19 protein-coding genes are annotated in these 19,760 nt (G+C 75.6%); 12 read left to right on the top strand and 7 right to left on the bottom strand.

Features of this window, described 5'->3' with window-relative positions:
* Positions 1-24 precede the first annotated feature (24 nt).
* The 6 genes from HUT16_RS30340 (at position 25) to HUT16_RS30315 (ending at position 5,500) form a co-directional block, all read left to right on the top strand.
* Positions 25-954 carry an acyl-CoA thioesterase II gene (locus HUT16_RS30340; RefSeq protein WP_176191233.1) on the top strand — a complete coding sequence of 310 codons (930 nt, stop codon included), beginning with the start codon at positions 25-27 and terminating at the stop codon, positions 952-954.
* Positions 955-1,120: 166 nt separating this feature from the next.
* Positions 1,121-1,750 (top strand): TetR/AcrR family transcriptional regulator, encoded by a 630-nt coding sequence (locus HUT16_RS30335; RefSeq protein WP_217712108.1) that lies wholly within the window; start codon positions 1,121-1,123, stop codon positions 1,748-1,750.
* 85 nt (positions 1,751-1,835) lie between these two features.
* Positions 1,836-3,479 (top strand): BCCT family transporter, encoded by a 1,644-nt coding sequence (locus HUT16_RS30330; RefSeq protein WP_254898052.1) that lies wholly within the window; start codon positions 1,836-1,838, stop codon positions 3,477-3,479.
* 282 nt (positions 3,480-3,761) lie between these two features.
* Positions 3,762-4,892, top strand: coding sequence for a bile acid:sodium symporter (locus tag HUT16_RS30325; protein ID WP_176191231.1), 1,131 nt, complete (start codon positions 3,762-3,764; stop codon positions 4,890-4,892).
* Positions 4,893-4,924: 32 nt separating this feature from the next.
* The gene (locus HUT16_RS30320; RefSeq protein ID WP_176191230.1) at positions 4,925-5,125 is read left to right on the top strand and encodes a hypothetical protein; all 201 of its coding nucleotides are present in this window, start codon (positions 4,925-4,927) and stop codon (positions 5,123-5,125) included.
* A gap of 165 nt (positions 5,126-5,290) precedes the next feature.
* Positions 5,291-5,500 carry a cold-shock protein gene (locus HUT16_RS30315; protein ID WP_176191229.1) on the top strand — a complete coding sequence of 70 codons (210 nt, stop codon included), beginning with the start codon at positions 5,291-5,293 and terminating at the stop codon, positions 5,498-5,500.
* On the opposite strand, the gene HUT16_RS30310 is transcribed toward HUT16_RS30315, so the two are convergent.
* Positions 5,490-6,902 (bottom strand): DUF2398 family protein, encoded by a 1,413-nt coding sequence (locus tag HUT16_RS30310; protein WP_176191228.1) that lies wholly within the window; start codon positions 6,900-6,902, stop codon positions 5,490-5,492. The two genes, HUT16_RS30315 and HUT16_RS30310, sit on opposite strands and share 11 nt — an antisense overlap.
* 88 nt (positions 6,903-6,990) lie before the next feature.
* Here HUT16_RS30310 and HUT16_RS30305 point away from each other — a divergent pair, with 88 nt between their 5' ends.
* Positions 6,991-7,875: a sterol desaturase family protein gene (locus HUT16_RS30305; protein WP_176191227.1), complete on the top strand. Its 885-nt coding sequence runs from the start codon at positions 6,991-6,993 to the stop codon at positions 7,873-7,875.
* Entirely contained in the window at positions 7,872-8,546 is a 675-nt protein-coding gene (locus HUT16_RS30300; protein WP_176191226.1) for a lysoplasmalogenase, read from the top strand. Before HUT16_RS30305 ends, HUT16_RS30300 begins: the two co-directional genes overlap by 4 nt.
* A gap of 172 nt (positions 8,547-8,718) precedes the next feature.
* On the opposite strand, the gene HUT16_RS30295 is transcribed toward HUT16_RS30300, so the two are convergent.
* The 4 genes from HUT16_RS30295 to HUT16_RS30280 all read right to left on the bottom strand — a co-directional run bounded on the left by HUT16_RS30295 (position 8,719) and on the right by HUT16_RS30280 (position 12,949).
* Positions 8,719-9,318 (bottom strand): hypothetical protein, encoded by a 600-nt coding sequence (locus HUT16_RS30295; RefSeq protein WP_176191225.1) that lies wholly within the window; start codon positions 9,316-9,318, stop codon positions 8,719-8,721.
* 162 nt (positions 9,319-9,480) lie between these two features.
* The gene (locus HUT16_RS30290) at positions 9,481-11,742 is read right to left on the bottom strand and encodes an ABC transporter permease (protein ID WP_176191224.1); all 2,262 of its coding nucleotides are present in this window, start codon (positions 11,740-11,742) and stop codon (positions 9,481-9,483) included.
* Complete coding sequence (locus HUT16_RS30285) at positions 11,739-12,425, bottom strand: ABC transporter ATP-binding protein (RefSeq protein ID WP_176191223.1); 687 nt, start codon at positions 12,423-12,425, stop codon at positions 11,739-11,741. The genes HUT16_RS30290 and HUT16_RS30285 overlap by 4 nt, the downstream gene beginning before the upstream one ends.
* Positions 12,422-12,949, bottom strand: coding sequence for a PadR family transcriptional regulator (locus HUT16_RS30280; protein ID WP_176191222.1), 528 nt, complete (start codon positions 12,947-12,949; stop codon positions 12,422-12,424). Before HUT16_RS30280 ends, HUT16_RS30285 begins: the two co-directional genes overlap by 4 nt.
* Before the next feature lie 114 nt (positions 12,950-13,063).
* Between HUT16_RS30280 and HUT16_RS30275 the strand changes: the two genes are divergently transcribed.
* The gene (locus HUT16_RS30275) at positions 13,064-13,606 is read left to right on the top strand and encodes a hypothetical protein (protein ID WP_176191221.1); all 543 of its coding nucleotides are present in this window, start codon (positions 13,064-13,066) and stop codon (positions 13,604-13,606) included.
* Positions 13,607-13,678: 72 nt separating this feature from the next.
* Here HUT16_RS30275 and HUT16_RS30270 read toward each other — a convergent pair whose 3' ends face one another.
* Positions 13,679-14,482, bottom strand: coding sequence for an exodeoxyribonuclease III (locus HUT16_RS30270; protein WP_176191220.1), 804 nt, complete (start codon positions 14,480-14,482; stop codon positions 13,679-13,681).
* A gap of 151 nt (positions 14,483-14,633) precedes the next feature.
* Positions 14,634-16,430: a gamma-glutamyltransferase gene (gene ggt, locus HUT16_RS30265; protein WP_176191219.1), complete on the bottom strand. Its 1,797-nt coding sequence runs from the start codon at positions 16,428-16,430 to the stop codon at positions 14,634-14,636.
* A gap of 291 nt (positions 16,431-16,721) precedes the next feature.
* On the opposite strand from ggt, the gene HUT16_RS30260 reads away from it, so the two are divergent.
* The 3 genes from HUT16_RS30260 to HUT16_RS30250 all read left to right on the top strand — a co-directional run bounded on the left by HUT16_RS30260 (position 16,722) and on the right by HUT16_RS30250 (position 19,757).
* A complete protein-coding gene (locus tag HUT16_RS30260) occupies positions 16,722-18,002 on the top strand; it encodes an ROK family transcriptional regulator (RefSeq protein ID WP_176191218.1) in 1,281 nt (426 codons plus the stop codon).
* Positions 18,003-18,102: 100 nt separating this feature from the next.
* Positions 18,103-18,933 carry an ABC transporter permease gene (locus tag HUT16_RS30255; RefSeq protein ID WP_176191217.1) on the top strand — a complete coding sequence of 277 codons (831 nt, stop codon included), beginning with the start codon at positions 18,103-18,105 and terminating at the stop codon, positions 18,931-18,933.
* Complete coding sequence (locus HUT16_RS30250) at positions 18,930-19,757, top strand: ABC transporter ATP-binding protein (protein WP_254898051.1); 828 nt, start codon at positions 18,930-18,932, stop codon at positions 19,755-19,757. The genes HUT16_RS30255 and HUT16_RS30250 overlap by 4 nt, the downstream gene beginning before the upstream one ends.
* Positions 19,758-19,760 lie beyond the last annotated feature (3 nt).

Raw genomic sequence — 19,760 nt, 5'->3', positions numbered from 1 at the left:
CCGCCGATTGCAACGTGTTCTAGCATGTGCCGGGTGATCGACCTCGCCGCCCCGACCCCCGATCCCGCCCCCGGACTGCGTTCCTTCGCGGAGCTGCTCGGCATCGAGGAGCTGGAGGAGAACCTGTTCCGGGGCCGCTGCCACGCGGGCGCCCCGCTGCGCGCGTTCGGCGGCCAGGTCGCGGCGCAGGCGCTGACCTCGGCCGGGCGCACGGTCGAGGCGGCCCGCCGGGTGCACAGCCTGCACGGGTACTTCCTGCGCCCCGGCGACCCGCGCCGCCCGATCGTCTACCAGGTGGACCGGGCCCGGGACGGCCGCTCGTACGCGACCCGGCGGGTGTCGGCGGTGCAGCGCGGCGAGGTGATCTTCACGATGTCGGCCTCGTTCAAGCACCCGGAGGCGGCGGGCGACCGGCAGCGCACGATGCCGCCGGTGCCGGGCCCGGAGGAGTTGCCGGACCCGTACCTGGCCTGGGAGCGGGACGCCCCGGAGGAGTTCGCGAACGCGGCGGTCTTCCGGGCGCTGCGGATGCGCTTCGTCCCGGCGGACGCACCCGGCCTGCCGCCAGAACTGCCGGGCGTCCCGCAGCAGTTCGTCTGGCTGCGGACGGACCACCCGCTGCCGGGGGACGATCCGCTGCTGCAGGTGTGCGCGCTGACGTACCTGTCCGACCTGACGCTGGCCTCGACCGCGGCGCTGCACCTGCAGCCGCACCGGGTGCACCGGGTCGAGGAGCCGCGGGTGGCGCTGGCCTCGCTGGACCACGCGATGTGGTTCCACCGCCCGTTCCGCGCGGACGAGTGGCTGCTGTTCGCACAGCGCAGCCCGTCGGCCTCGGACGGCCGGGGGCTGGCGATGGGCGAGTTCTACGACCGGGACGGGGTGCTGGTGGCCTCCGCCGTGCAGGAGACCCTGCTGCGCGAACTGCGCCCGAGGACCTCCCGGACGGCCTGACCTCCCGGACGGCCCGACCTCCCGGACGGCCCGCCCACCCAACCCACCTGCCCACCGGCCCACCCACCGGCCCACCCACCGGCCGACCCGCCCGCCCACCGTCGTCACCCACCGGTGACCTGTCGCGTCATACCGCGGCGTGGGGCCGCCACGTATCATGGTTCGGGTGACCAAGGTTGACCTGTCACCTCGTCCGGTGGAGGCGATGTCCCCCCGTCAGCTCGAACGCCGCGGCTCCCTCCTGTCCGCCGCCCTGGCCCTGGTGACCGAGATCGGCGTGGAGCGGCTCCAGATGAAACAGGTGTCGGAGCGTTCTGGCGTGGCCCTCGGTACCGCGTACCGGTACTTCTCGTCGAAGGACCACCTGCTCGCCGCCGCGATAGCGGACTGGCACCGGCTGCTGCTCGCCGACCTGGTCGGCGAGGTGGGGGCGGGGCGCAGTGCCTCGCCGACCGAGCGGGCGGTGCGGTTCGTGCGGCGGGGGATGCGGGCGTACCAGCGGCAGCCGGAGCTGGCCCGGCTGCGGGTGGCGGTGGCGACCTCGACGGACCCGTTCGCCAGCGAGGCGCTCCAGGGCCTGGCCCGGGCCGACCGGGCGGCACTGGGCGCGGTGATCCCGGAGGTCCCGCCGGCCTCCGGGGACTTGGTGCGGCACATGGTGGGGCACGCCTGGCAGGGCGAGTTGACGGCCTGGGTGACGGGCCGGACGACGCTGGACGACGCCCGCACCCGGCTGGAGGAGATGGTCCGGCTGGTGCTGACGCCCTACGAACCGCCACCACCGCTGCCCGCCTGAGCACCCCTCGCCACCGCTCCCCGCACCGCCCGGCCCCGGCGTGCCGAGCCGCCACCCGGCCCGGATTGTGGACATAGTGCCTGCTATGTCCACTTCTGCCGAGCCCCCGACGGACCGTCAGCCCACCGCGCCGGACGCGAATGCCTTCCCGCTGGACCGGGTGGTGTTCTGGATCGGCGCGGTCGCCGTCCTGGGGGTGGTGGCCTGGGGGGTGTTCGCGGAGGACTCGCTCGACCGGACCTCGAACTCGGCGCTGGCCTGGGTGCTGCACAACTCCGGCTGGCTGTTCGTGGTCGCCGCGGACGTGTTCCTGGTGCTCGCGGTGGTGCTGGCGGTCAGCCGCTTCGGCCGCATCCCGCTGGGCCGGGACGGCGAGGAGCCGGAGTTCTCCACGCTGGCCTGGATCGCGATGATGTTCTCCGCCGGCATGGGCATCGGCCTGCTGTTCTACGGCGTCGGCGAGCCGCTCCAGTTGTACGCGCAGCCGCAGCCGGGTTCCGGCATCGAGCCGCAGACCCCGGCGGCGGCGCAGCGGGCGCTGGAGTTCTCGCTGTTCCACTGGACGCTGCACCCGTGGGCGATCTACGCGGTGGGCGGCCTGGCGCTGGCGTACACCACCTTCCGCAAGGGCCGGGGCAACCGGATGTCGGCGGCGTTCGTGCCGCTGATCGGCGAGCGCGGCGCGAACGGCTGGCAGGGCCGGCTGATCGACCTGCTGTCGGTGTTCGCCACCGTGTTCGGCTCGGCGACCAGCCTGGGCCTGGGCGCGATCCAGGTGGCGGGCGGCCTGGGCTACGTCACCGACGTCCGGGCCACCGAGGGCGTGGAGCTGGTGGTGATCGCGGCGCTGGGCAGCGCGTTCGTGCTGTCGGCGATGTCGGGCGTGCACCGGGGCGTGAAGTGGCTGTCGACCACCAGCGTGGTGCTGGCCAGCCTGCTGATGCTGTTCGTGTTCGTGGCCGGTCCGACCGTCTTCGTGCTGGACGCGCTGCCCTCGACGGTCGGCGGCTACCTGTCCGACCTGGCGGTGCTGGCCACCCAGACCGGGGCGTTCACGGACGAGGACTGGCTGGGCACCTGGACGATCTTCTACTGGGCGTGGTGGCTGTCCTGGGCGCCGTTCGTCGGCACCTTCATCGCCCGGATCTCCCGGGGCCGGACGGTGCGCCAGTTCCTGGTGGGCGTGCTGCTGGTGCCCAGCGGGGCGACCGCGGTGTGGTTCGTGGTGATGGGCAGCTCGGCGATCCGGCTGCAGGCGACCGGCGCGGCCGACCTGGTGGCGACCATCCCGCGCGGCGCGGACGCCGGGCTGTTCGAGATGCTGAAGGCGCTGCCGCTGGGCGCGGTGACCAGCGTGATCGCGGTGCTGCTGGTGATGCTGTACTTCATCACCTCCGCCGACTCGGCGTCCCTGGTGCTCGGTTCGCTGTCCTCCGGCGGCGCCCTGCACCCGCGCACCTGGCTGGTGGTGGTGTGGGGCGTGCTGATGGCGGGCGTGGCCGCCGCGCTGCTGCTGGCGGGCGGGCTGAGGGCGCTGCAGAACGCCACCATCCTGGTGGCGCTGCCGTTCGTGCTGGTCATGCTGGGGCTGTGCCTGGCACTGGTGCGCGAGCTGCGCACCGACCCGGCGGCCGGGCCCTCGCGCCTGCACCCCGCGCACGGGCTGCGGGACGCGGTCGGCGTGAGCGTCGGCGAGGAATACCCCGAGCGGTCTCGCCCGCAGGAGTGAACCCGCCGCCGCCGGACCGCCCCCGGCGCGGCCCGGTACCCCGTGCGGCAGTTGACCGAGGAGCCAACTCCCGGGCCTTTACCAAGAGTTCGTAATGGTCACGACCGCCCGGCGGCGGTGGCACGCTGGTCCGCGTCGGGCCCACGCCGAACGGCGGGCGCGGACGGCCGTCATCCGCCCGCGCCCGCCCGGCCCCTCTCCGAACCCCGACTCCCCCTCCCCTCCCCTCCCCTCCCCTCCCCTCCCTGCCCCGCCCGTCCCGGAAGCCGGAAGCACCGCCCGATGCGCCACTCCCCCCGCCCGCTCTGCGTCCGCCTCGACCGCGCGCTGCGCCGCCGTCTCGCCGCCGCGACGGTCGCCGCCTGCCTGCTGGGCGGGCTGCTGCCGGGGGCCGCCGGGGCGATCCGGCACTGCCGGACGGGGCTGCCGGACGGGGTGACGGTGCCGATGCTGATGCTGGTCGCGGCAATGTTCATCGGCGGCTTCGAGACCAGGGCGGCGGACGTCGGCCGGGCCCTGCTGCGGCCGGGGCTGCTGCTGGCGGGGCTGGGGGTGGCGCTGCTGCTGCGCGCCCTGGTGCTGCTGGGCGCCGAGCGGGCCGCCGCGGGCTGCTGGCCGGACGGGCGGGAGGCCCGCTGGCTGGTGGTGGGGCTGGCGCTGACGGCGGCCATGCCGGTCGCGGGGGCCGCCCAGACCTGGGGCGCCCGGGCGGGCGGCGATGCCCCGCTGGGCCTGGGCCTGGTGCTGAGCACCACGCTGCTGAGCCCGCTCACCACCCCGCTCGGGCTGGCGCTGGCCGAGGGGCCGGAGAGCGGCGGCCCGCGCCGCGTCCTGGACGCCCTGGCCCGCTCGGACGGCACCTGCCGCTTCATGGTGCTGTGGGTGGTGCTGCCGTGCGCGGCCGGGCTGCTGGCCCGCCGGGCCACCCGCGGGGTGCTGCGCGGGCGGCTGCGGGCGGCGCTGCTGCCCCGGCTCCGGCTGGCGGGGCTGCTGAACGCGCTGGCGCTGACGTACCTGAACGCGGCCGGGGTGGCCCGGCAGATCGCGCTGCGTCCCGAACCGCGGCTGGTGGCGGCCGCGGCGGCGTGCGGCGTGCTGGTGTGCGCGGGGCCGTTCCTGGCGGCCTGGCTGGCGGTGCGCCGCTCCCGCACCGGGGCGGCGGCCCGCACCACGCTGACCCTGGCCTCGGGGCTGAACAACACCAGCGCGGCGGCGGCGCTGGCGGGCACCCAGTTCGGCGGGCACCCGGCCGTGCTGCTGCCGATCTTCTTCTACGGAGCGGCCCAGCAGGTGCTGGCGGCGGCGCTGCCCGGGCTGCTGCGCGCGTCGTCGATCGGCCGTTCGACCTGCGCGGACGCGGGAGCGGGGGTTCCGACGCCGAGATCCCTTCCAGACTTCACCCGCGTTTCGTGACCGCGTAACACCCCGCTGGCAGGCTCTGCGGCATGAACGCCCGCACTGCCCCGCCGGCCTTCCCGCCGGCCCGGGATCCGCGCTTCCCGCTGCCCCTCCGCCACCGCCGCCTGCTCGCCTGCGCGGCCGTCGCGGCCTCCGTCGCGCTCGGCTCGTTCGGCGTCGGCGCCACCGTGGAGACCGTCCGGCACCAGGACGAGTCGGCCCGGGCGGCGGCCACCGCCGGACGCTGAGCCGGACGGACGCCGAACCGGACGGGCCCCGAACCGGACGGACGCCGGGCCGGACGGGTGCTGGGCCGGACGGGTGGTGGGCCGGACGGGTGCTGGGCCGGACGGGTGGTGGGCGCCGGGCCCCGGGCCGATACTGAGGGTGACCGGCCCGAAGGGAGTCCCGTCATGGAGACCGGCACCGTCAAGTGGTTCAACAACGGCTACGGCTACATCGCCCCGGACGGCGGCGGCCCCGAGCTGATCGTCTACTACGACTCGGTGCTCGCCGACACCGACGAGCACCGCTACCTGCACCAGGGCCAACGGGTCAGCTACGACGAGACGGTGCAGGAGCTCCGTCCGGTCGCCGAGCGGGTCCGCCCGGTCACCTACTGAGCACCCGCCCCTGGGCCGGGACGTTCGGCCGGGAGTGCCGGCCGCCGCCCGCCGGGGGCTCGGGCTCGGCGCGGGGGGCGTAGCGGGCCGCGGGGGCGCGCAGCAGCCAGGTGCGCCCGGCGGGGGCGGCCAGGCCCATCCGGTGCAGCAGGTCGAGCGCGTCGCGCCGGAAGGCGGCCAGGTCGGCGAGGTAGCCGGCGTCCCAGCCCGCGCTCATGCCGTAGTCGTCGGTGATGTCGCCGAGGGTGCCGTCGATCAACGCGTCGGGGACCAGGACGGCGGGCGGCGCCTCGTCGGTGCCGACCGGGCGCAGGTCCTCGACCAGGCGTTCGGCGAGCAGCAGCGCGGCCTGGGCCAGGGTGCCGGGGCCGGGCAGGGCGAGGTCGGTGAGCTCGTCGGCGGGGTCGAGCAGGGCGACGCCCTCGGCCCGGATCTCGGCGGTCAGGCCGAGCAGGTCGGCGAACCGTTCCGCCTCGGCGGGGGCGGCGGCGAGCAGGTGGGCCCGTTCGGCGGGCGCGAGGTCGTGGTACAGCACGACGGGCGTCTCGGCGAGCAGTCGGCGGACGGTGACCTCCGGCCCGGCGGCGGGCAGCGGGGATGCGGTGAGCAGGTCGGCGGCGAGCGCGGCGGGCGGGCGCCAGTCGTCGAGCAGGGCGCGGACGGCGGGCGGCGCGGCGGCGGGCGGGACGGCACCGGCCAGGGCGCGGGCGAGTGCGGCGTACCCGGCGGGGTCGAGGCCGGGCAGCGGGCGGCCGGGCAGCGGGGCCTTGTGCAGGCGGGCGTGGGCGGGGCCGAGGGTGAGCCGGTAGCCGAGCAGGGTGCGGAAGCGTTCGGTGAGCGCCCCGGCGTGACGGCGGATCAGCGCGAGCCCGGCGCCGTGCGGCCCGTCGGCGGTGACCAGCGGGTGGGCCATCAGCAGCCGGGCGGCGGTGCGCACCTCGCCCGCGGCGTCCGGGCGTTCGGGTTTGCGGTGCCGTCCGCCGCCGGTGGGGCGGGCGGCCGGCTGGGCGGGGGCCTCGCGGCGTATCCGGCGGTAGCCGAGCGGCCGGAACAGCGGCGAGGTGCTGTGGTGGACGGTGGGGCCGTGCCACCAGCTGGTGCCGGGCGCCGGTTCAACCGACCGGGGCGCCCCGCCGAGGTGCCTGGCCCCGTACGCGCCGAACACCGCAGCGGCCAGCAGGTCCGCCTCGGCGGGTTCGGCGGCGGCGAACCGGGCGGCCAACTCCTCGGCGGCCGCGACCACTTCGGGCCCGGGGCGGTCGTCCGGACGCTCCCCGGACCGGTCGTCCGGGTGCTCCCCGGGGCGTGCCTGGGCGGCGGGCCGTCCCGACCGGCCCCCGCGCCCCGTCCCCGTCCCGCCGGTCGCCGCCGGGGCGCCGGCGGCTGCTCGCTGCCGCTCCATGTCGGGCCAAGCCTAGACGGCGAACCCGGCACTACGCGCCGGTAACAACCTCTTCCGCAGGTCGCCGCCGTCCCCTAGGGTTCCGGGCATGCCACACCTGCCCGATGTCGTGCTCTGGTCGATACCGGCCTTCGTGCTGCTCACCGTCCTGGAGGTGGTCTCCTACCGGTTCCATCCGGACGAGGACGAGCGGGGGTACGCCGCGAAGGACACCGCGACCAGCCTGACCATGGGCCTGGGCTCGCTGCTGTTCGACGCGGGCTGGAAGATCCCCGTGGTGGCGATCTACTCGTTCCTGTACGAGGTGACGCCGCTCCGGGTGCCGGTGCTGTGGTGGACGGTGCCGCTGATGCTGCTCGCCCAGGACTTCTGCTACTACTGGTCGCACCGCGGCCACCACGTGGTGCGGATCCTGTGGGCCTGCCACGTGGTGCACCACTCCAGCCGGCACTACAACCTGTCCACCGCGCTGCGCCAGCCCTGGACTTCGGCCACCAGCTGGGTGTTCTACGTGCCGCTGGTCCTGGCGGGCGTGCACCCGGCGGCGCTGGCGTTCTGCTCCTCGGCGAACCTGGTGTACCAGTTCTGGATCCACACCGAGCGGATCGGCCGGCTCCCCCGCCCGGTCGAGTACGTCTTCAACACCCCCTCGCACCACCGGGTGCACCACGCCTCGCAGGGCGGCTACCTGGACCGCAACTTCGGCGGCATCCTGATCGTCTTCGACCGGCTGTTCGGCTCGTTCGCGGCCGAGACCGAACGCCCGGTGTACGGCCTGACCAAGAACATCGGCACCTTCAACCCGTTGCGGGTCGCCACCCACGAGTACGCCTCGATCGCCCGGGACATACGGGGAGCGACCACCTGGGGCGACCGGCTGCGCCACCTGACGAAGGGACCGGGCTGGCAGCCCGCACCGCGCACCGAGAGCCCCGCCGCCACCGCCACCGGACCGGAGAGTGCCGCCGCATGACCCCCCTCCGCGACCCGCGCACCGCGCGGGCCCTGCTGATCGCCTTCACCGTCGTCTCGGCCGCGCACCTGCTGGCGATCGTCTTCGGGATCAAGCCCCTGCAGTACTCCACCAAGCCGCTGCTGATGCCGCTGCTGGCGGCCTGGGTCTGGGCCCTGGCGAAGCCGGAGACGCCGAGGCTGCTCGTCCCGGCGCTGCTGTTCGGTGCGGGCGGCGACATCCTGCTGGAGATCGGCGGCACGGTCGCGTTCCTGGCCGGGATGGCCTCGTTCGCGGCCGGCCACGTCTGCTACGTGACGATGTTCGTCAAGCTGGGCGCGCTCGCCGACCGCCGCCGGATCCTGCCCGTCGCGATCTGCTACGCGGTGGTCTGGGCGGTGCTGATCGTGCTGCTCTGGCCCGACCTGGACGCGGGGATGCGCGTACCGGTGGCGTTCTACAGCCTGCTGCTGGCCTCCACCGCGGTGACCGCCTCGCAGGTCAACGTGCGGGCGGGGCTGGGCGGGGCGCTGTTCCTGTTCTCCGACACCCTGATCGCCACCGACCTGGCGGACTGGCGGCACCTGCCCGCGCACAGCTTCCTGATCATGGCGACGTACCTCGCCGGGCAGTACCTGCTGACGGTCGGCACCCTGGAGCGCACCGGCGCCGTGGAGCGCACCGACTCCTGAGCGCACCGGCCTTAAACGCGCAGGCCCCCGGGCGGGCGGAAGGACGCGCGAAAGGACGGGCGAAAGGACGCGCGAAAGGGCGGCACCCCTCGGGGTGCCGCCCTTCCTCGTGCCGCCGGCCGCGTGGGACGCGCGGCCCGCCGAGTACGGTGGGCGCGTACCGGTCGGCCGCTCAGGAGGCCCGACCGGCGGCCGCGCCGCGGCGGCGCAGCAGCCAGAACCCGCCGATGCCGGACGCGACCAGCCCGGCGCCGACGGCCAGCCGGGCGCCGTCCACGCCGACCGAGCCGCCCAGGCCGGTCTCCACCCCGCCCTGCGGGATCCGGGCGCCCTCCCAGACGCCCGCACCGGCGGCCGCGCCGCTGGTGGTGCCGTTCGTCCCGGCGACCGCGATGGCGACCGCGCCGACGAAGCCGTCCCCGTTGGGGCACTTGCCGTCGATGCCCCAGGACGAGTCGGTGGTGGTGCGCTTGGCGGCGGCCGCGGCCATCTCCTGTTCGGAGATGACGGTGGCGCTGCCCGAGTACTTGCCGTCGGGGCCGACTCGGAGCGTGGTGGAGCCGCCGGCGAAGGCCAGCGAGGTCGCGGTGACTGTCTTCTCCGTGCTGCTCGCGCACGTGACACTGACCGAGACCGACTGCCCGGGCTGGGCCTGCGAGGGGGAGACCCAGGCGGGTTCGCTGCCCTTCGCGGACGCGGGGGCGGTGCCGGCCAGGCCGAGCAGGACGGTGGTGCCGAGCAGTGCGGCGGCGGCGGTGCGCGTCGGGCGCATGCCGTACCTCCAGGGGGTCGGGGTTGGGGCAGCGGCTCCGTGTTCGCACCGCTGCACCCGGTTGCCGACCACGCTAGGCAGCACCGCCCGGCCCGGCGAACCCGCAAGGCCGTTCGGGTCCGACCGATGCTCCGGACCCGAACGACCGCGCGGCCGGGAGTGCTACTCGTTGCGGGCGGTCTCCGGGCCGGTGATCCGGCGCAGCAGCGGCAGGGTGGCGCCGATGACCGCCAGCGCCCCGGCCAGCCCGCCCGCGACCGCCAGGTAGTAGCCGGCGCCGAGCGAGTGCAGCGTGTACTGCAACTGGGAGCGCAGGAACAGGTCGGCGGCCAGCAGCCCGGTGCCGATCGCCAGCGCCGAGACCGCCAGCAGCGGCACCGCGGACTCCATCAGCACCACCCGGCGCAGCATCGCCAGCGGCACTCCGCTGAGCCGCAGCAGGCTGAACGGCCGCTTGCGCTCGCCGAGCGCGGCGGCGACGCTGACCGCGAGGCTGCAGCCCGCGATCGGGAAGGTCGCCAGGACGACCACCTTCGCCAGTTGCCGGAAGCCCTGCAGTTCGGCGCCGGACTCCTTCCGGCCCTCGGCCAGGGTCCGTGACTGCCGGCTCGCCGGGTAGGCGGTGTCCACCATCGTCCGGGCCCGCTCGACGGCGGCGGGCGAGCCGTCGGTGGCGACCACCACGCTCACCACCGGCAGGGCCGCCACCTGCTCGGCGGTGTAGGGCGCGGCGGGCCACACGGTGCCGGAGTAGTCGCGGAAGCCCGCCAGCACGGACGGCAGGTAGGCAGTGGCCGCGCCGGGCGCGCAGCGGCCGAACACCCCGACGGCCTCCAGCTCGGGGCAGGCCACCGTTTCGGAGGCCGCGGTCTCGCCCCCGGCGTGGACCGGCACCACCTCGTCGAGCGGGTGCACCAGCATGGTGCCGCGCACACCGGGGACGGCCAGTAGGCCGGCGGTCAGCCCGGGCGGCGCGGGCGGGCCGGCGCCGCGGTCGAGGCCCTCGGGGGTGCGGTCCTCGCTGAGGCCGTTGAGCAGCACGTTGTCGAACTGCGGGCCGCCCTCGACCCGGCCGCGCTCGGCGGTCATGGTGGTGATGATCCCGATCGTCGCGGTCATCACCAGCAGGGCCAGCACCAGCCCGCTGACCGCCCGGAACCCGGCGGTGGGGTTGTCGGCGAGCCGGCGGGCCGCGATCAACGCGGCCGGGCGCTGGGTGCGCCGAGCCAGCAGGGCGGCGGCCCGGCCGGTCAGCCACGGGCCGGAGAGCAGGATGCCGGTCATGATCAGGCCAAACGCGGAGAGGTACCCCCGCACCTGGCCCGGGGTCGACTCCGGGTGCCGGACCAGCAGGAACACCAGCTCGGCGAGCCCGGCCAGCAGCGGCACCACCCGCCAGGCCCGGGGCGGCTTCGGGGTGACCCGGCGGCTGACCCCGAGCGGGGAGATCCGCACCCGGCGCAGCGCGATCCGGGCGGCGACGACGGCCGCCAGCGGCACGCCCAGGCCGACGACCGCGACCTGCGGGAGCGTCAGGGTGAGGTCGGAGGTGTAGAAGCGGTACCCGGTCAGCGACACGGCGGCGACCCGGCCGCGCAGCGCGAGGTAGGGCAGGAAGCCGAGCAGCACGCCCGCGGCGGCCGCGAGCGCGGACTCGACGGCGGAGATCGCCGAGACCTGCCGGGGTGTCGCGCCGACCAGCCGCATCGCGGCGAAGCGCCGCTCGCGCCGGGTGGCGCTGAGCCGGGTGGCGGTGCCGATCAGGATCAGCAGCGGGAAGACCAGCGCGCCGGTGGCGACGGTCAGGATCAGCGTGATGCCGTTGGACCGGATGCCGATCGGGCAGTCGTCGCAGCGGTCGGGCGAGGTGGTGAGGATCCGGGTGACCTCGACCGCGCCGTGGATCGCCGACAGCTCCTGCGGGCTGTCGCCGACCAGGGCGACCAGGCTGTCGGGGCCGGGCAGCGCGTCCTTGCCGAGGATGCCGATCCGGTGGCCGCCGAAGCGGTCGGCGAGCTGCTCCGGGGGCGTCGCGTCGGCCAGCTTCGCCAGCGCGGGCGACAGGTAGTACTCGCCGTCGGCGGGCAGCCGGTCCACCCCGGGCGGGAGCACGGTGGTCGGGCCGGTCGGGGCGACGTCGACGCGTCCGATCTGCTGCCCCCGGAAGGTGTCGCGCCGGGTCATCCACCACAGCGGCGCGTTGCCCTCCGGGGCCGTCCCCGCCGCCTCCCGATCGGCGGGGACGGTGGTGGGGCTGGTGTTGATCCAGGCGTAGCGGCCGTTCTGGGTGTGCACGGCGTTGACGGCCGCGAGGGTGGTGAGCAGCAGCCCGACGCCGACGGCCACGGCGGCGGCGGTGACCAGCAGGCGCAGCAGCGCTTCGCGGCCGCCGCTGACGGCGAGGCGCAGGCCGAGGCGGATCATCCGGCGGCCCGCCCGCTCAGCGAGGTGGCGCGGCCGTCGCGGACGATGGTCTCGCGGTCGGCGTAGGCGGCGATCCTCGCCTCGTGGGTGACCAGGACGACGGTGGTGCCCTGGGCGCGGGCGGAGTCGACCAGCAGGTCCATCACGTGTTCGCCGGTGAGTGAGTCGAGCGCGCCGGTGGGTTCGTCGGCGAACAGGACGCGCGGCTCGGCGACCAGGCCGCGGGCCAGGGCGACGCGCTGGGCCTGGCCGCCGGAGAGCTCGCCGGAGCGGCGCCCCTCCAGCCCGTCCAGGCCGAGCCGGGGGAACCAGGCGCGGGCCCGGGCCAGCGCGTCGGCGCGCTTGGCGCCGCCGAGCAGCAGCGGCAGGGCGACGTTCTCCTCGGCGCTCAACTCCGGGACGAGCTGGCCGAACTGGAAGACGAAGCCGAAGCTGTCGCGGCGCAGCGTGCTGCGCTCCTGCTCGCCGAGGCGGTCGATCCGGCGGCCGTCGAAGTGGATCTCGCCGCCGTCGGGGGCGAGGATGCCGGCCAGGCAGTGCAGCAGGGTGGACTTGCCGGAGCCGGAGGGGCCCATCACGGCGAGGATCTCGCCGGCGTCCACTGCGAGGTCGGCGCCGCGCAGGGCGGGGGTCTCGCCGAAGGAGAGGGTGACGGCGCGGGCCTCGATCAGGGGGGCGCTCACCGGGCGTTCACCTCCGCGGCGAGGGCGTCCAGGCGGGCGGCGGTGAGGTCGATCCAGCGCAGGTCGGACTCCAGGTGGAACAGGCCGTGGTCGGCGAGCAGGGCGTCGACCAGGCTGCCGGAGCGCTTGACCTCGGTGAGTTCGCGCATCCGCTTGAGGTGGGCGGCGCGCTGGGTGTCGAGGTAGCGCTCGGCGTCGCGGCCGAGCATCAGGGCGAGCACGACCTTGCTGAACAGCACGGTCTGCAGGTGGGGTTCGGCGGCGACCGGCTCGCTCAGCCAGTCCTCGAACTCGGTGGCCCCCGCCTCGGTGATCACGTACCGCTTGCGGTCCGGCCCGTCGCCGGCCTCCGGGTCGCCGACCACCACCTTCCCGTCCCGGGCGAGCCGCCCGAGGGTCGCGTACACCTGGCCGAAGGGCAGCGGTTTGCCGCGCCCGAAGAAGGCGTCGTAGTCGCGCTTGAGGTCGTAGCCGTGGCTGGGCTCGCGTTCGAGGAGCCCGAGCAGGGTGAGGGGAACGCTCATGGCGGGAGCGTACGCCGGGCGTACACTTCGCGTCTATACACTCAGATAATACTGACGAACGGATCTTCGCCCATTACCCTCCACCTGGGGTTTTCACGACACTGGGGGGACACGATGGAATTCACGGAGCTCCGCAGGAGCGACTCGGCGACGGTGCCGACACCGCTCGGCGCCCTGGTGCTGCACCGCTCGCCCGAGAAGACCGACTTCAGCATCAGGACGCAGGGCGCGCGGGACTGGCGGCTGGAACTCGACGGCCGCCCGCTCGGCGGGCTCTCCGCGTTCGTGCCCGGCCCGCGCGCCGTCCGGGCGGCCCGGCGCGGCCGGCTGACGGCCGACTTCGAGGGCGCCGAGGCCCGCGTCACCGCCCGCATCACCGCCCGCAGCGCCAACCCGCTGCGCTCCCGCCGCTACGTGCGCTTCGAGGCGGACGGGCGCAGCCTGTGCTTCGTCCGCCGCGGCCTGGTGCGCACCGAACTGCTGGAGGACGGGCGGACGGTGGGCCGCACCCGGCTCGGCCGCTGGGAGCTGGCCGAACCCGACCCGCTGCGGGTGTTCGCCACCGCGGTCTACGCCTGGGGGCGCTTCGAGTACGCCAACGACAACCCGCTGCTGCCGGCCCTCGTCATCGAGCTCTTCGTCGGCGCCCTGTTCTGAGCCCGGCAGCCCGGCGGGCCGGCAGGCCGGCAGGCCGGCAGCCCCGCAGCCTCGCGGGCCGACCCGCCGGTCTCACAGGTCGAGGTCGACCACCACCGGCGCGTGGTCCGAGGTGCCCTTGCCCTTGCGGGCCTCGCGGTCCACGTAGCTGTCGGTGACGGCGTCCGCGAACGGCTTGTTGGCGTAGGTCAGGTCGATCCGCATGCCGCGGTTCTTCGGGAAGGCCAGCGCCCGGTAGTCCCAGAAGGTGTACGGGCGGTCGTACTTGAGGGCGCGGGGGACGACGTCCTGCAGGCCGGTCTCCTGGAGGGCGGTGAGGGTGGCGCGCTCGGGGGCGGTGACGTGGGTGAGGCCCTCGAAGGCGGCGAGGTCGTAGACGTCCTCGTCGGCGGGGGCGACGTTGAAGTCGCCGAGCACCGCGAACGGGCGCTCGCCCGCCGCGTCCTCCCGGACGGCGTCGCGCAGCGCGGCCATCCACTCCAACTTGTAGCGGTAGTGCGCGTGGTCGACCTCGCGGCCGTTGGGCACGTACACCGACCAGACCCGGACGGGGCCGCAGGTCGCGGCGACGGCGCGCGGCTCGACCACCGGCAGCAGCGCGTCCTCGGCGAGGTAACCGGGCTGGGCGGGCAGGTCGCGCACCACGTCGTCCAGGCCGATCCGCGACAGCAGGGCGACGCCGTTCCACCGGCCGTCGCCGTGCGCGGCGGAGGCGTAGCCCAGCTCGGCGACCGCCTCGGCGGGGAAGGCGTCGGTGGCGCACTTGAGCTCCTGCAGGCACAGCACGTCCGGCTGGGCGGACTCCAGCCACTCCAGCAGCTTGGGCAGCCGGGCGGTGACGGAGTTGATGTTCCAGGTGGCGATGCGGACGGTCACGGCGGCCTTCCCTCGGCGGTGCGGACGGACGGGGCCCCGGCGCGCGGGCCGGGCACCCCGTCCGAACATACCGCTCGCCGCCGACAGCACCCGGCAGCCGACGGGGCCGACGGGGCTGACGGGCCAACAGGCTGACAGGGCTGACGGAGGATCAGCGCGAGGGCTGCACGACGCCCGCCGCGCCGCCGCCGCGCCGGACGGGTTCGGCGGCGGCCAGCCAGCGGCCGTCCGGGAGCCGTTCGACGCCGGTGGCGGCGCCGATCTCCGGGGTGGCGGCGAAGACGTGGCCCAGCGCCTGGAGCTTCGCGGCCTCGGGCGAGGCCAGGAAGGCCGGTTCGGCCTGGGTGGCGGCGGTGTTGCGCTGGCTGGCCCGGGGCGCGGCGATGGCCTGTTCCAGCGTCAGCCCGCGGTCCACCCGGCCGGTCAGCACCTGCAGGACGGTGGTGATGATGGTCGCGCCACCGGGCGAGCCGAGCGCCAGGTAGGGCTTGCCGTCCTTGAGCACGACGGTCGGCGAGATCGAGGAGCGCGGCCGCTTGCCCGGGCCGGGCAGGTTCGGGTCGGGGACGCCGGGGGTGAGCGGCGCGAAGTCGAAGTCGGTCAGCTCGTTGTTGAGCAGGAAGCCCCGGCCGGGGACGGTGATGCCGCTGCCGCCGGTCTGCTCGATGGTCAGCGTGTAGGAGACCACGTCGCCCCAGCGGTCGGCGACGGTCAGGTGGGTGGTGCTCTGTCCCTCGTACGGTTCGGCGGCGGGCTGCCCGGTGCTGCCGCAGGCCGCCGGGTGGTAGGGGTCGCCGGGGGCGAGCGGGCTGGTCAGGGCGTGCGACGGGTCGATCAGGCAGGCCCGGGCGGCGGCGTACACGGGGTCGAGGAGCTGCCGGGTCGGGACCTGCACGGCGGACGGGTCGCCCACCCAGCGGTTGCGGTCGGCGAAGGCGATCCGGCTGGCCTCCAGGTACCGGTGGTCGTACCGGACGGGGTCGGCGAGGTCGGCGCGGCTGCTGCGGGCCAGGATGTTCAGCGCCTCGCCGACCGTCGTCCCGCCGGAGGAGGACGGCGCGATGCCGTACACGTCCAGGCCCCGGTAGCCGACGTGGGTCGGGGCCTGGTCGCGGACCCGGTACGCGGCCAGGTCGGCGGCGTCGACCTTCCCGGGGCGGGCGGTGCGGCCGGAGGCGGGGTCGACCGGCGGGTGCTGGAGGGTGCGGACGACGTCGGCGCCGATCGGGCCCCGGTAGAGCGCGTCGGTACCCTGGCGGCCGAGTTGGCGGTAGGTGGCGGCCAGGTCGGGGTTGCGGAAGACCGAGCCCACGGCCGGGAGTCGGCCGCCGGGCAGGAACAGCGCGCGGCTGGCCGGGAAGTCCTGGAACCTGGCCCGGTTGGCGGCGGTCTGGTCCTGGAAGGTCTGGTCGACGGTGAAGCCGCGCTCGGCGATCCGCTCGGCGGGCTTGAGCACCTCGCCCAGGCTGCGGGTGCCCCAGCGGCGCAGGGCCCGCTCCCAGGTGGCGGCGGTGCCGGGGACGCCGACGGACAGGCCGCTGGTGACGGCGTCGTCGAAGGCGAGCGGCTTGCCGTTCTCCAGGAACAGCGTGCTGTCGGCGCTCCGGGAGGCGGTCTCCCGGCCGTCGATGGTCTCGACCCGGCCGGTGCGGGCGTCGTAGTGGACGAAGTACCCGCCGCCGCCGATGCCCGCCGAGTAGGGCTCGGTGACGCCGAGCGCGGCGGCGGTGGCGACGGCGGCGTCCACCGCGTTGCCGCCGCGCTTGAGCACCTCCAGACCGGCGGCGGTGGCGTCGGCGTCCACGCTGGCCACCGCACCGCCCCAGCCGACCGCGACCGGCTGTTTCCCCGGCGGTGCCTGGCCCGCTTCGGCGGGCGCCGCGACGCCCAGCAGGCCGGTGGCGGTGACGAGCGCGAGGACGGGAACGAGACGGGCACGGGCACGCATGCGGCCTCCCTGGGTCGGCGTCGGTCTCCCGTTCTCCCACACCCGTCGCGCACGCGACAAGGTGCCGCCCCGGGCTGGGCCGAAAACAAGTCGGATACGTGACAGGGCGCCAAGTCGCGTTAACAACAGGCCCGTTCGGGCGTTCACGGGCCGGGCCGCCGGCCCGGCGGGGGGCGCGGGGCGGGCCCGCCGACCACCCGTCCGGGTGCCGCGGCGGGCCGCAGTGTTGCCGCGCGTTGCGGCGGCATGACATTTAATCCGGCTCATTGACGTAAATCCGGGCCGCTCTCCATGCTGGGGGCCATGCACTCCCCGCACCCCCACGACGGACCGCTGGCCCGCCTGCGCCGGGGCCACGAGAAGCTGGTCCTGGACCTGCTGCGGCGGCACGGCCCGCTCAGCCGGGCCGGGCTCGGCAGCCACACCGGGCTGTCCCGGACCACGCTGTACGACATCGTCGGCGGCCTGGTCACGGCCGGCGCGGTGGTGGCGTCGGCGCCCGCGGCGGGCACCGGGCGGCGCGGGCGGCCGGTGGAGACGCTGAGCCTGAACCCGGCGGCCGGGCAGGCCGTCGGGATCGACTTCGCCCGGCGCGCGGTGCACGTCGCGGCGGTCAACGTGGCGCACGAGGTGGTCGGTTCGGCCAGCCGGGCGCACCCGGCGGGCCTGCCGTGGCCGGAGCGGATCGCCCTCGCCCGGCAGCTGGTGGACGGCCTCGCGGACGGCGCGCTCGGCCTGGGCTCGGTCACCGGCATCGGGGTGGGCGTGGTCGGGCCGGTCGGAGCGGTCGACGCACCGGCTGACGAGTCGTCGGACCGGCCGTCCGACCCGCCGTCCGACGCAGGATCAGCCCCGGGGTCAGCCGCGCCGGGCGGTCGACCGGACGGCGCGGGGGCGGTGCGCGAGCTGCTCGGCGCGGCGTTCGGCGTGCCGGTGCTGGTGGACAACAACACCCGGCTGGCGGCGCTCGCCGAGTCGGTGTGGGGTTCGGCGACCGGCTCGCGCGACGTGCTGTACCTGCGCCTGTCGCACGGCGTCGGCGGCGGCCTGGTGATCCGGGGCGCCTTGCACGCCGGGGCGTACGGGCTGTCCGGCGAGCTCGGCCACATCACGGTCGACCCGGCGGGCCCGCCCTGCGACTGCGGCGGCCGGGGCTGCCTGGAGACGGTGGCCTCCGTCGGCGCGGTGCTGGACGCGCACCGGGAGGCGGGCGGCCGGTCCGCGGACCTCGCGGAGTTCCTGGCCGCGGCCACCGGCGGCGAGCCGGCCGCGCTCGGCGTGCTGCGCACGGTCGGCGGCCACGTCGGCACGGTGCTGGCCGCCGTGTGCAACGCGGTCGGGCCGGGCGTGGTCGTGGTCGGCGGCGAACTGGCCGGGGCCGGGCCGCTGCTGCTCGACCCGGTGCAGGAGGCGCTGGCCGCGCACGTGCTGCCGCTGGCCCGCAGCCGGCTGGACCTGCGCCGGGCCGCGCTCGGCGAGTACGGCGGCGCGCTGGGCGGCATCGCCCTGGTGCTCCAGACCACCCCGCTGCTCTCGCACTACCGGCGGCCCGACCCCGAGGAAGCGCCGTGACCCCCGCACCGCCCCCGTTCCCGCTCCGCCCCCACCCCCGTACCCGTACCCGCATCCCCGAGGACGTCCCCGTGCACGGCAGTCGCAGACCGGTCACGCCATGGCCGTGACCGCTCCCCCCACCGAGTCCGCCACCGGGTCCGCCACCGGACCCGCCGCGGCGGCGCCCCGTTCGGGCGTCCGCCGGGTGGCCCGCACCCTCGCCCTGAACCTGCTGGCGGTCGCCGTCGGCCTGACCGCCTGGTCGCTGCTGGCCGCGGCGGGCGTCCAGGGCCTGCCCGGCCCCGGCGAGGTCGCCGACCGGGCGGGCGAGCTGATCGCCGACGGCACCCTGCTGGACGACGCGCTGGCCAGCCTGCGCCGGGTGCTGCTCGGCTTCGCCCTCGGCACCCTGGCGGCCGTACCGGTCGGCTTCCTGATGGGCTGGTACCCGACGGCCCGGGCCCTGCTGGAACCGTACGTGCAGTTCTTCCGGACCATCCCGCCGCTGGCGCTGATCCCGCTGGCGGTGGTGCTGCTGGGCATCGGCGAGGTGCCGAAGGTCGTGGTGATCTTCCTGGCGGCCTTCCTGTCCAGCGTGGTGGCGGCCTTCCAGGGCGTGCTGGACGTGGACGCGACGCTGGTGAACGCCGCCCGGGTGCTGGGGGCGAACGACCGGGCGATCTTCCTGCGGGTGGTCGTCCCGGCGGCGGCGCCGTTCATCCTGGTCGGCATGCGGATCGGCCTGGGCTCGGCCTGGGGCACCCTGGTCGCCGCCGAGCTGATCGCCGCCCAGGAGGGCCTGGGCTTCCGGATGCAGCAGGCCGAGCTCTACTACGACCTCCCGACGATCTTCGTGGGGCTGATCACCATCGGCGTGCTGGGCCTGGTCATGGACCGGCTGCTCCAGCTCGCCGAGCGCCGCCTCACCCGATGGCAGGAACGCCGATGACCAGCAGTAAGCCCTCCTCCCCGCTCAGCGGGCCCGCCCCGGCCGACGGGACGACCAGCAAGATCTCCTTCCGCGCCGTCTCGCGCAGCTACCCGGTGAAGGGCGGCCGGTTCACCGCCCTGGACGGCGTCTCGCTCGACGTCGCGGACAACGAGTTCGTCACCGTGGTCGGCCCGTCCGGCTGCGGCAAGAGCACCCTGCTGGGGATGGCCGCCGGGCTGGTCGCCCCGACCGGCGGGGAGGTGCTGGTGGACGGGGAGCCGGTCACCGGGCCGGGCCCCGACCGGGGCGTGATCTTCCAGCAGTACGCGCTGTTCCCGTGGCTGACGGTGCGCCGCAACGTCGAGTTCGGGCTGCGGCTGGCCAAGGTGCCGGCCGCCGAGCGCCGCCGCCGGGCCGAGCACGCGATCGAGCTGGTGGGCCTGGGCGACTTCGCCGACGCGCTGCCCAAGACGCTCTCCGGCGGGATGCGGCAGCGCTGCGCGATCGCCCGGGCGTACGCGGTGGACCCGCGGGTGCTGCTGATGGACGAGCCGTTCGGGGCGCTGGACGCCCTGACCCGCATCCAGCTCCAGGACCAGCTGCTGGACACCTGGAGCCGGGAGCGGCGCACCGTGCTGTTCGTCACCCACGACGTGGACGAGGCGGTCTACCTGGCCCGCCGGGTGGTCGTGATGGCCTCCCGCCCGGGCCGGATCCACCGGGTGGTGGAGGTCGACCTGCCCTACCCGCGCACCGAGGAGATCCGGCTCTCCCCCGGGTTCGCCCGCCTCCGCAACGAGGTCTGGCACGCCGTGTACCACCAGTCCCCTTCCGCTTCCTGACGT

Source organism: Kitasatospora sp. NA04385, assembly GCF_013364235.1.
GTDB lineage: Bacteria > Actinomycetota > Actinomycetes > Streptomycetales > Streptomycetaceae > Kitasatospora.
The sequence above is the reverse complement of the archived record's forward strand: the minus strand, read 5'-3'. Positions and strand labels throughout refer to the sequence as shown.

Excerpts from the sequence above, each read along its gene's own strand:
- HUT16_RS30275 (WP_176191221.1), top strand. The coding sequence starts at position 13,064 with ATGGAATTCACGGAGCTCCGCAGGAGCGACTCGGCGACGGTGCCGACA.
- HUT16_RS30320 (WP_176191230.1), top strand. The coding sequence starts at position 4,925 with ATGAACGCCCGCACTGCCCCGCCGGCCTTCCCGCCGGCCCGGGATCCG.
- HUT16_RS30330 (WP_254898052.1), top strand. The coding sequence starts at position 1,836 with ATGTCCACTTCTGCCGAGCCCCCGACGGACCGTCAGCCCACCGCGCCG.
- HUT16_RS30315 (WP_176191229.1), top strand. The coding sequence starts at position 5,291 with ATGGAGACCGGCACCGTCAAGTGGTTCAACAACGGCTACGGCTACATC.
- HUT16_RS30280 (WP_176191222.1), bottom strand. The coding sequence starts at position 12,949 with ATGAGCGTTCCCCTCACCCTGCTCGGGCTCCTCGAACGCGAGCCCAGC.
- HUT16_RS30250 (WP_254898051.1), top strand. The coding sequence starts at position 18,930 with ATGACCAGCAGTAAGCCCTCCTCCCCGCTCAGCGGGCCCGCCCCGGCC.
- HUT16_RS30310 (WP_176191228.1), bottom strand. The coding sequence starts at position 6,902 with ATGGAGCGGCAGCGAGCAGCCGCCGGCGCCCCGGCGGCGACCGGCGGG.
- HUT16_RS30255 (WP_176191217.1), top strand. The coding sequence starts at position 18,103 with ATGGCCGTGACCGCTCCCCCCACCGAGTCCGCCACCGGGTCCGCCACC.
- HUT16_RS30295 (WP_176191225.1), bottom strand. The coding sequence starts at position 9,318 with ATGCGCCCGACGCGCACCGCCGCCGCCGCACTGCTCGGCACCACCGTC.
- HUT16_RS30340 (WP_176191233.1), top strand. The coding sequence starts at position 25 with ATGTGCCGGGTGATCGACCTCGCCGCCCCGACCCCCGATCCCGCCCCC.
- HUT16_RS30290 (WP_176191224.1), bottom strand. The coding sequence starts at position 11,742 with ATGATCCGCCTCGGCCTGCGCCTCGCCGTCAGCGGCGGCCGCGAAGCG.
- HUT16_RS30260 (WP_176191218.1), top strand. The coding sequence starts at position 16,722 with ATGCTGGGGGCCATGCACTCCCCGCACCCCCACGACGGACCGCTGGCC.
- HUT16_RS30300 (WP_176191226.1), top strand. The coding sequence starts at position 7,872 with ATGACCCCCCTCCGCGACCCGCGCACCGCGCGGGCCCTGCTGATCGCC.
- HUT16_RS30305 (WP_176191227.1), top strand. The coding sequence starts at position 6,991 with ATGCCACACCTGCCCGATGTCGTGCTCTGGTCGATACCGGCCTTCGTG.
- ggt (WP_176191219.1), bottom strand. The coding sequence starts at position 16,430 with ATGCGTGCCCGTGCCCGTCTCGTTCCCGTCCTCGCGCTCGTCACCGCC.
- HUT16_RS30325 (WP_176191231.1), top strand. The coding sequence starts at position 3,762 with ATGCGCCACTCCCCCCGCCCGCTCTGCGTCCGCCTCGACCGCGCGCTG.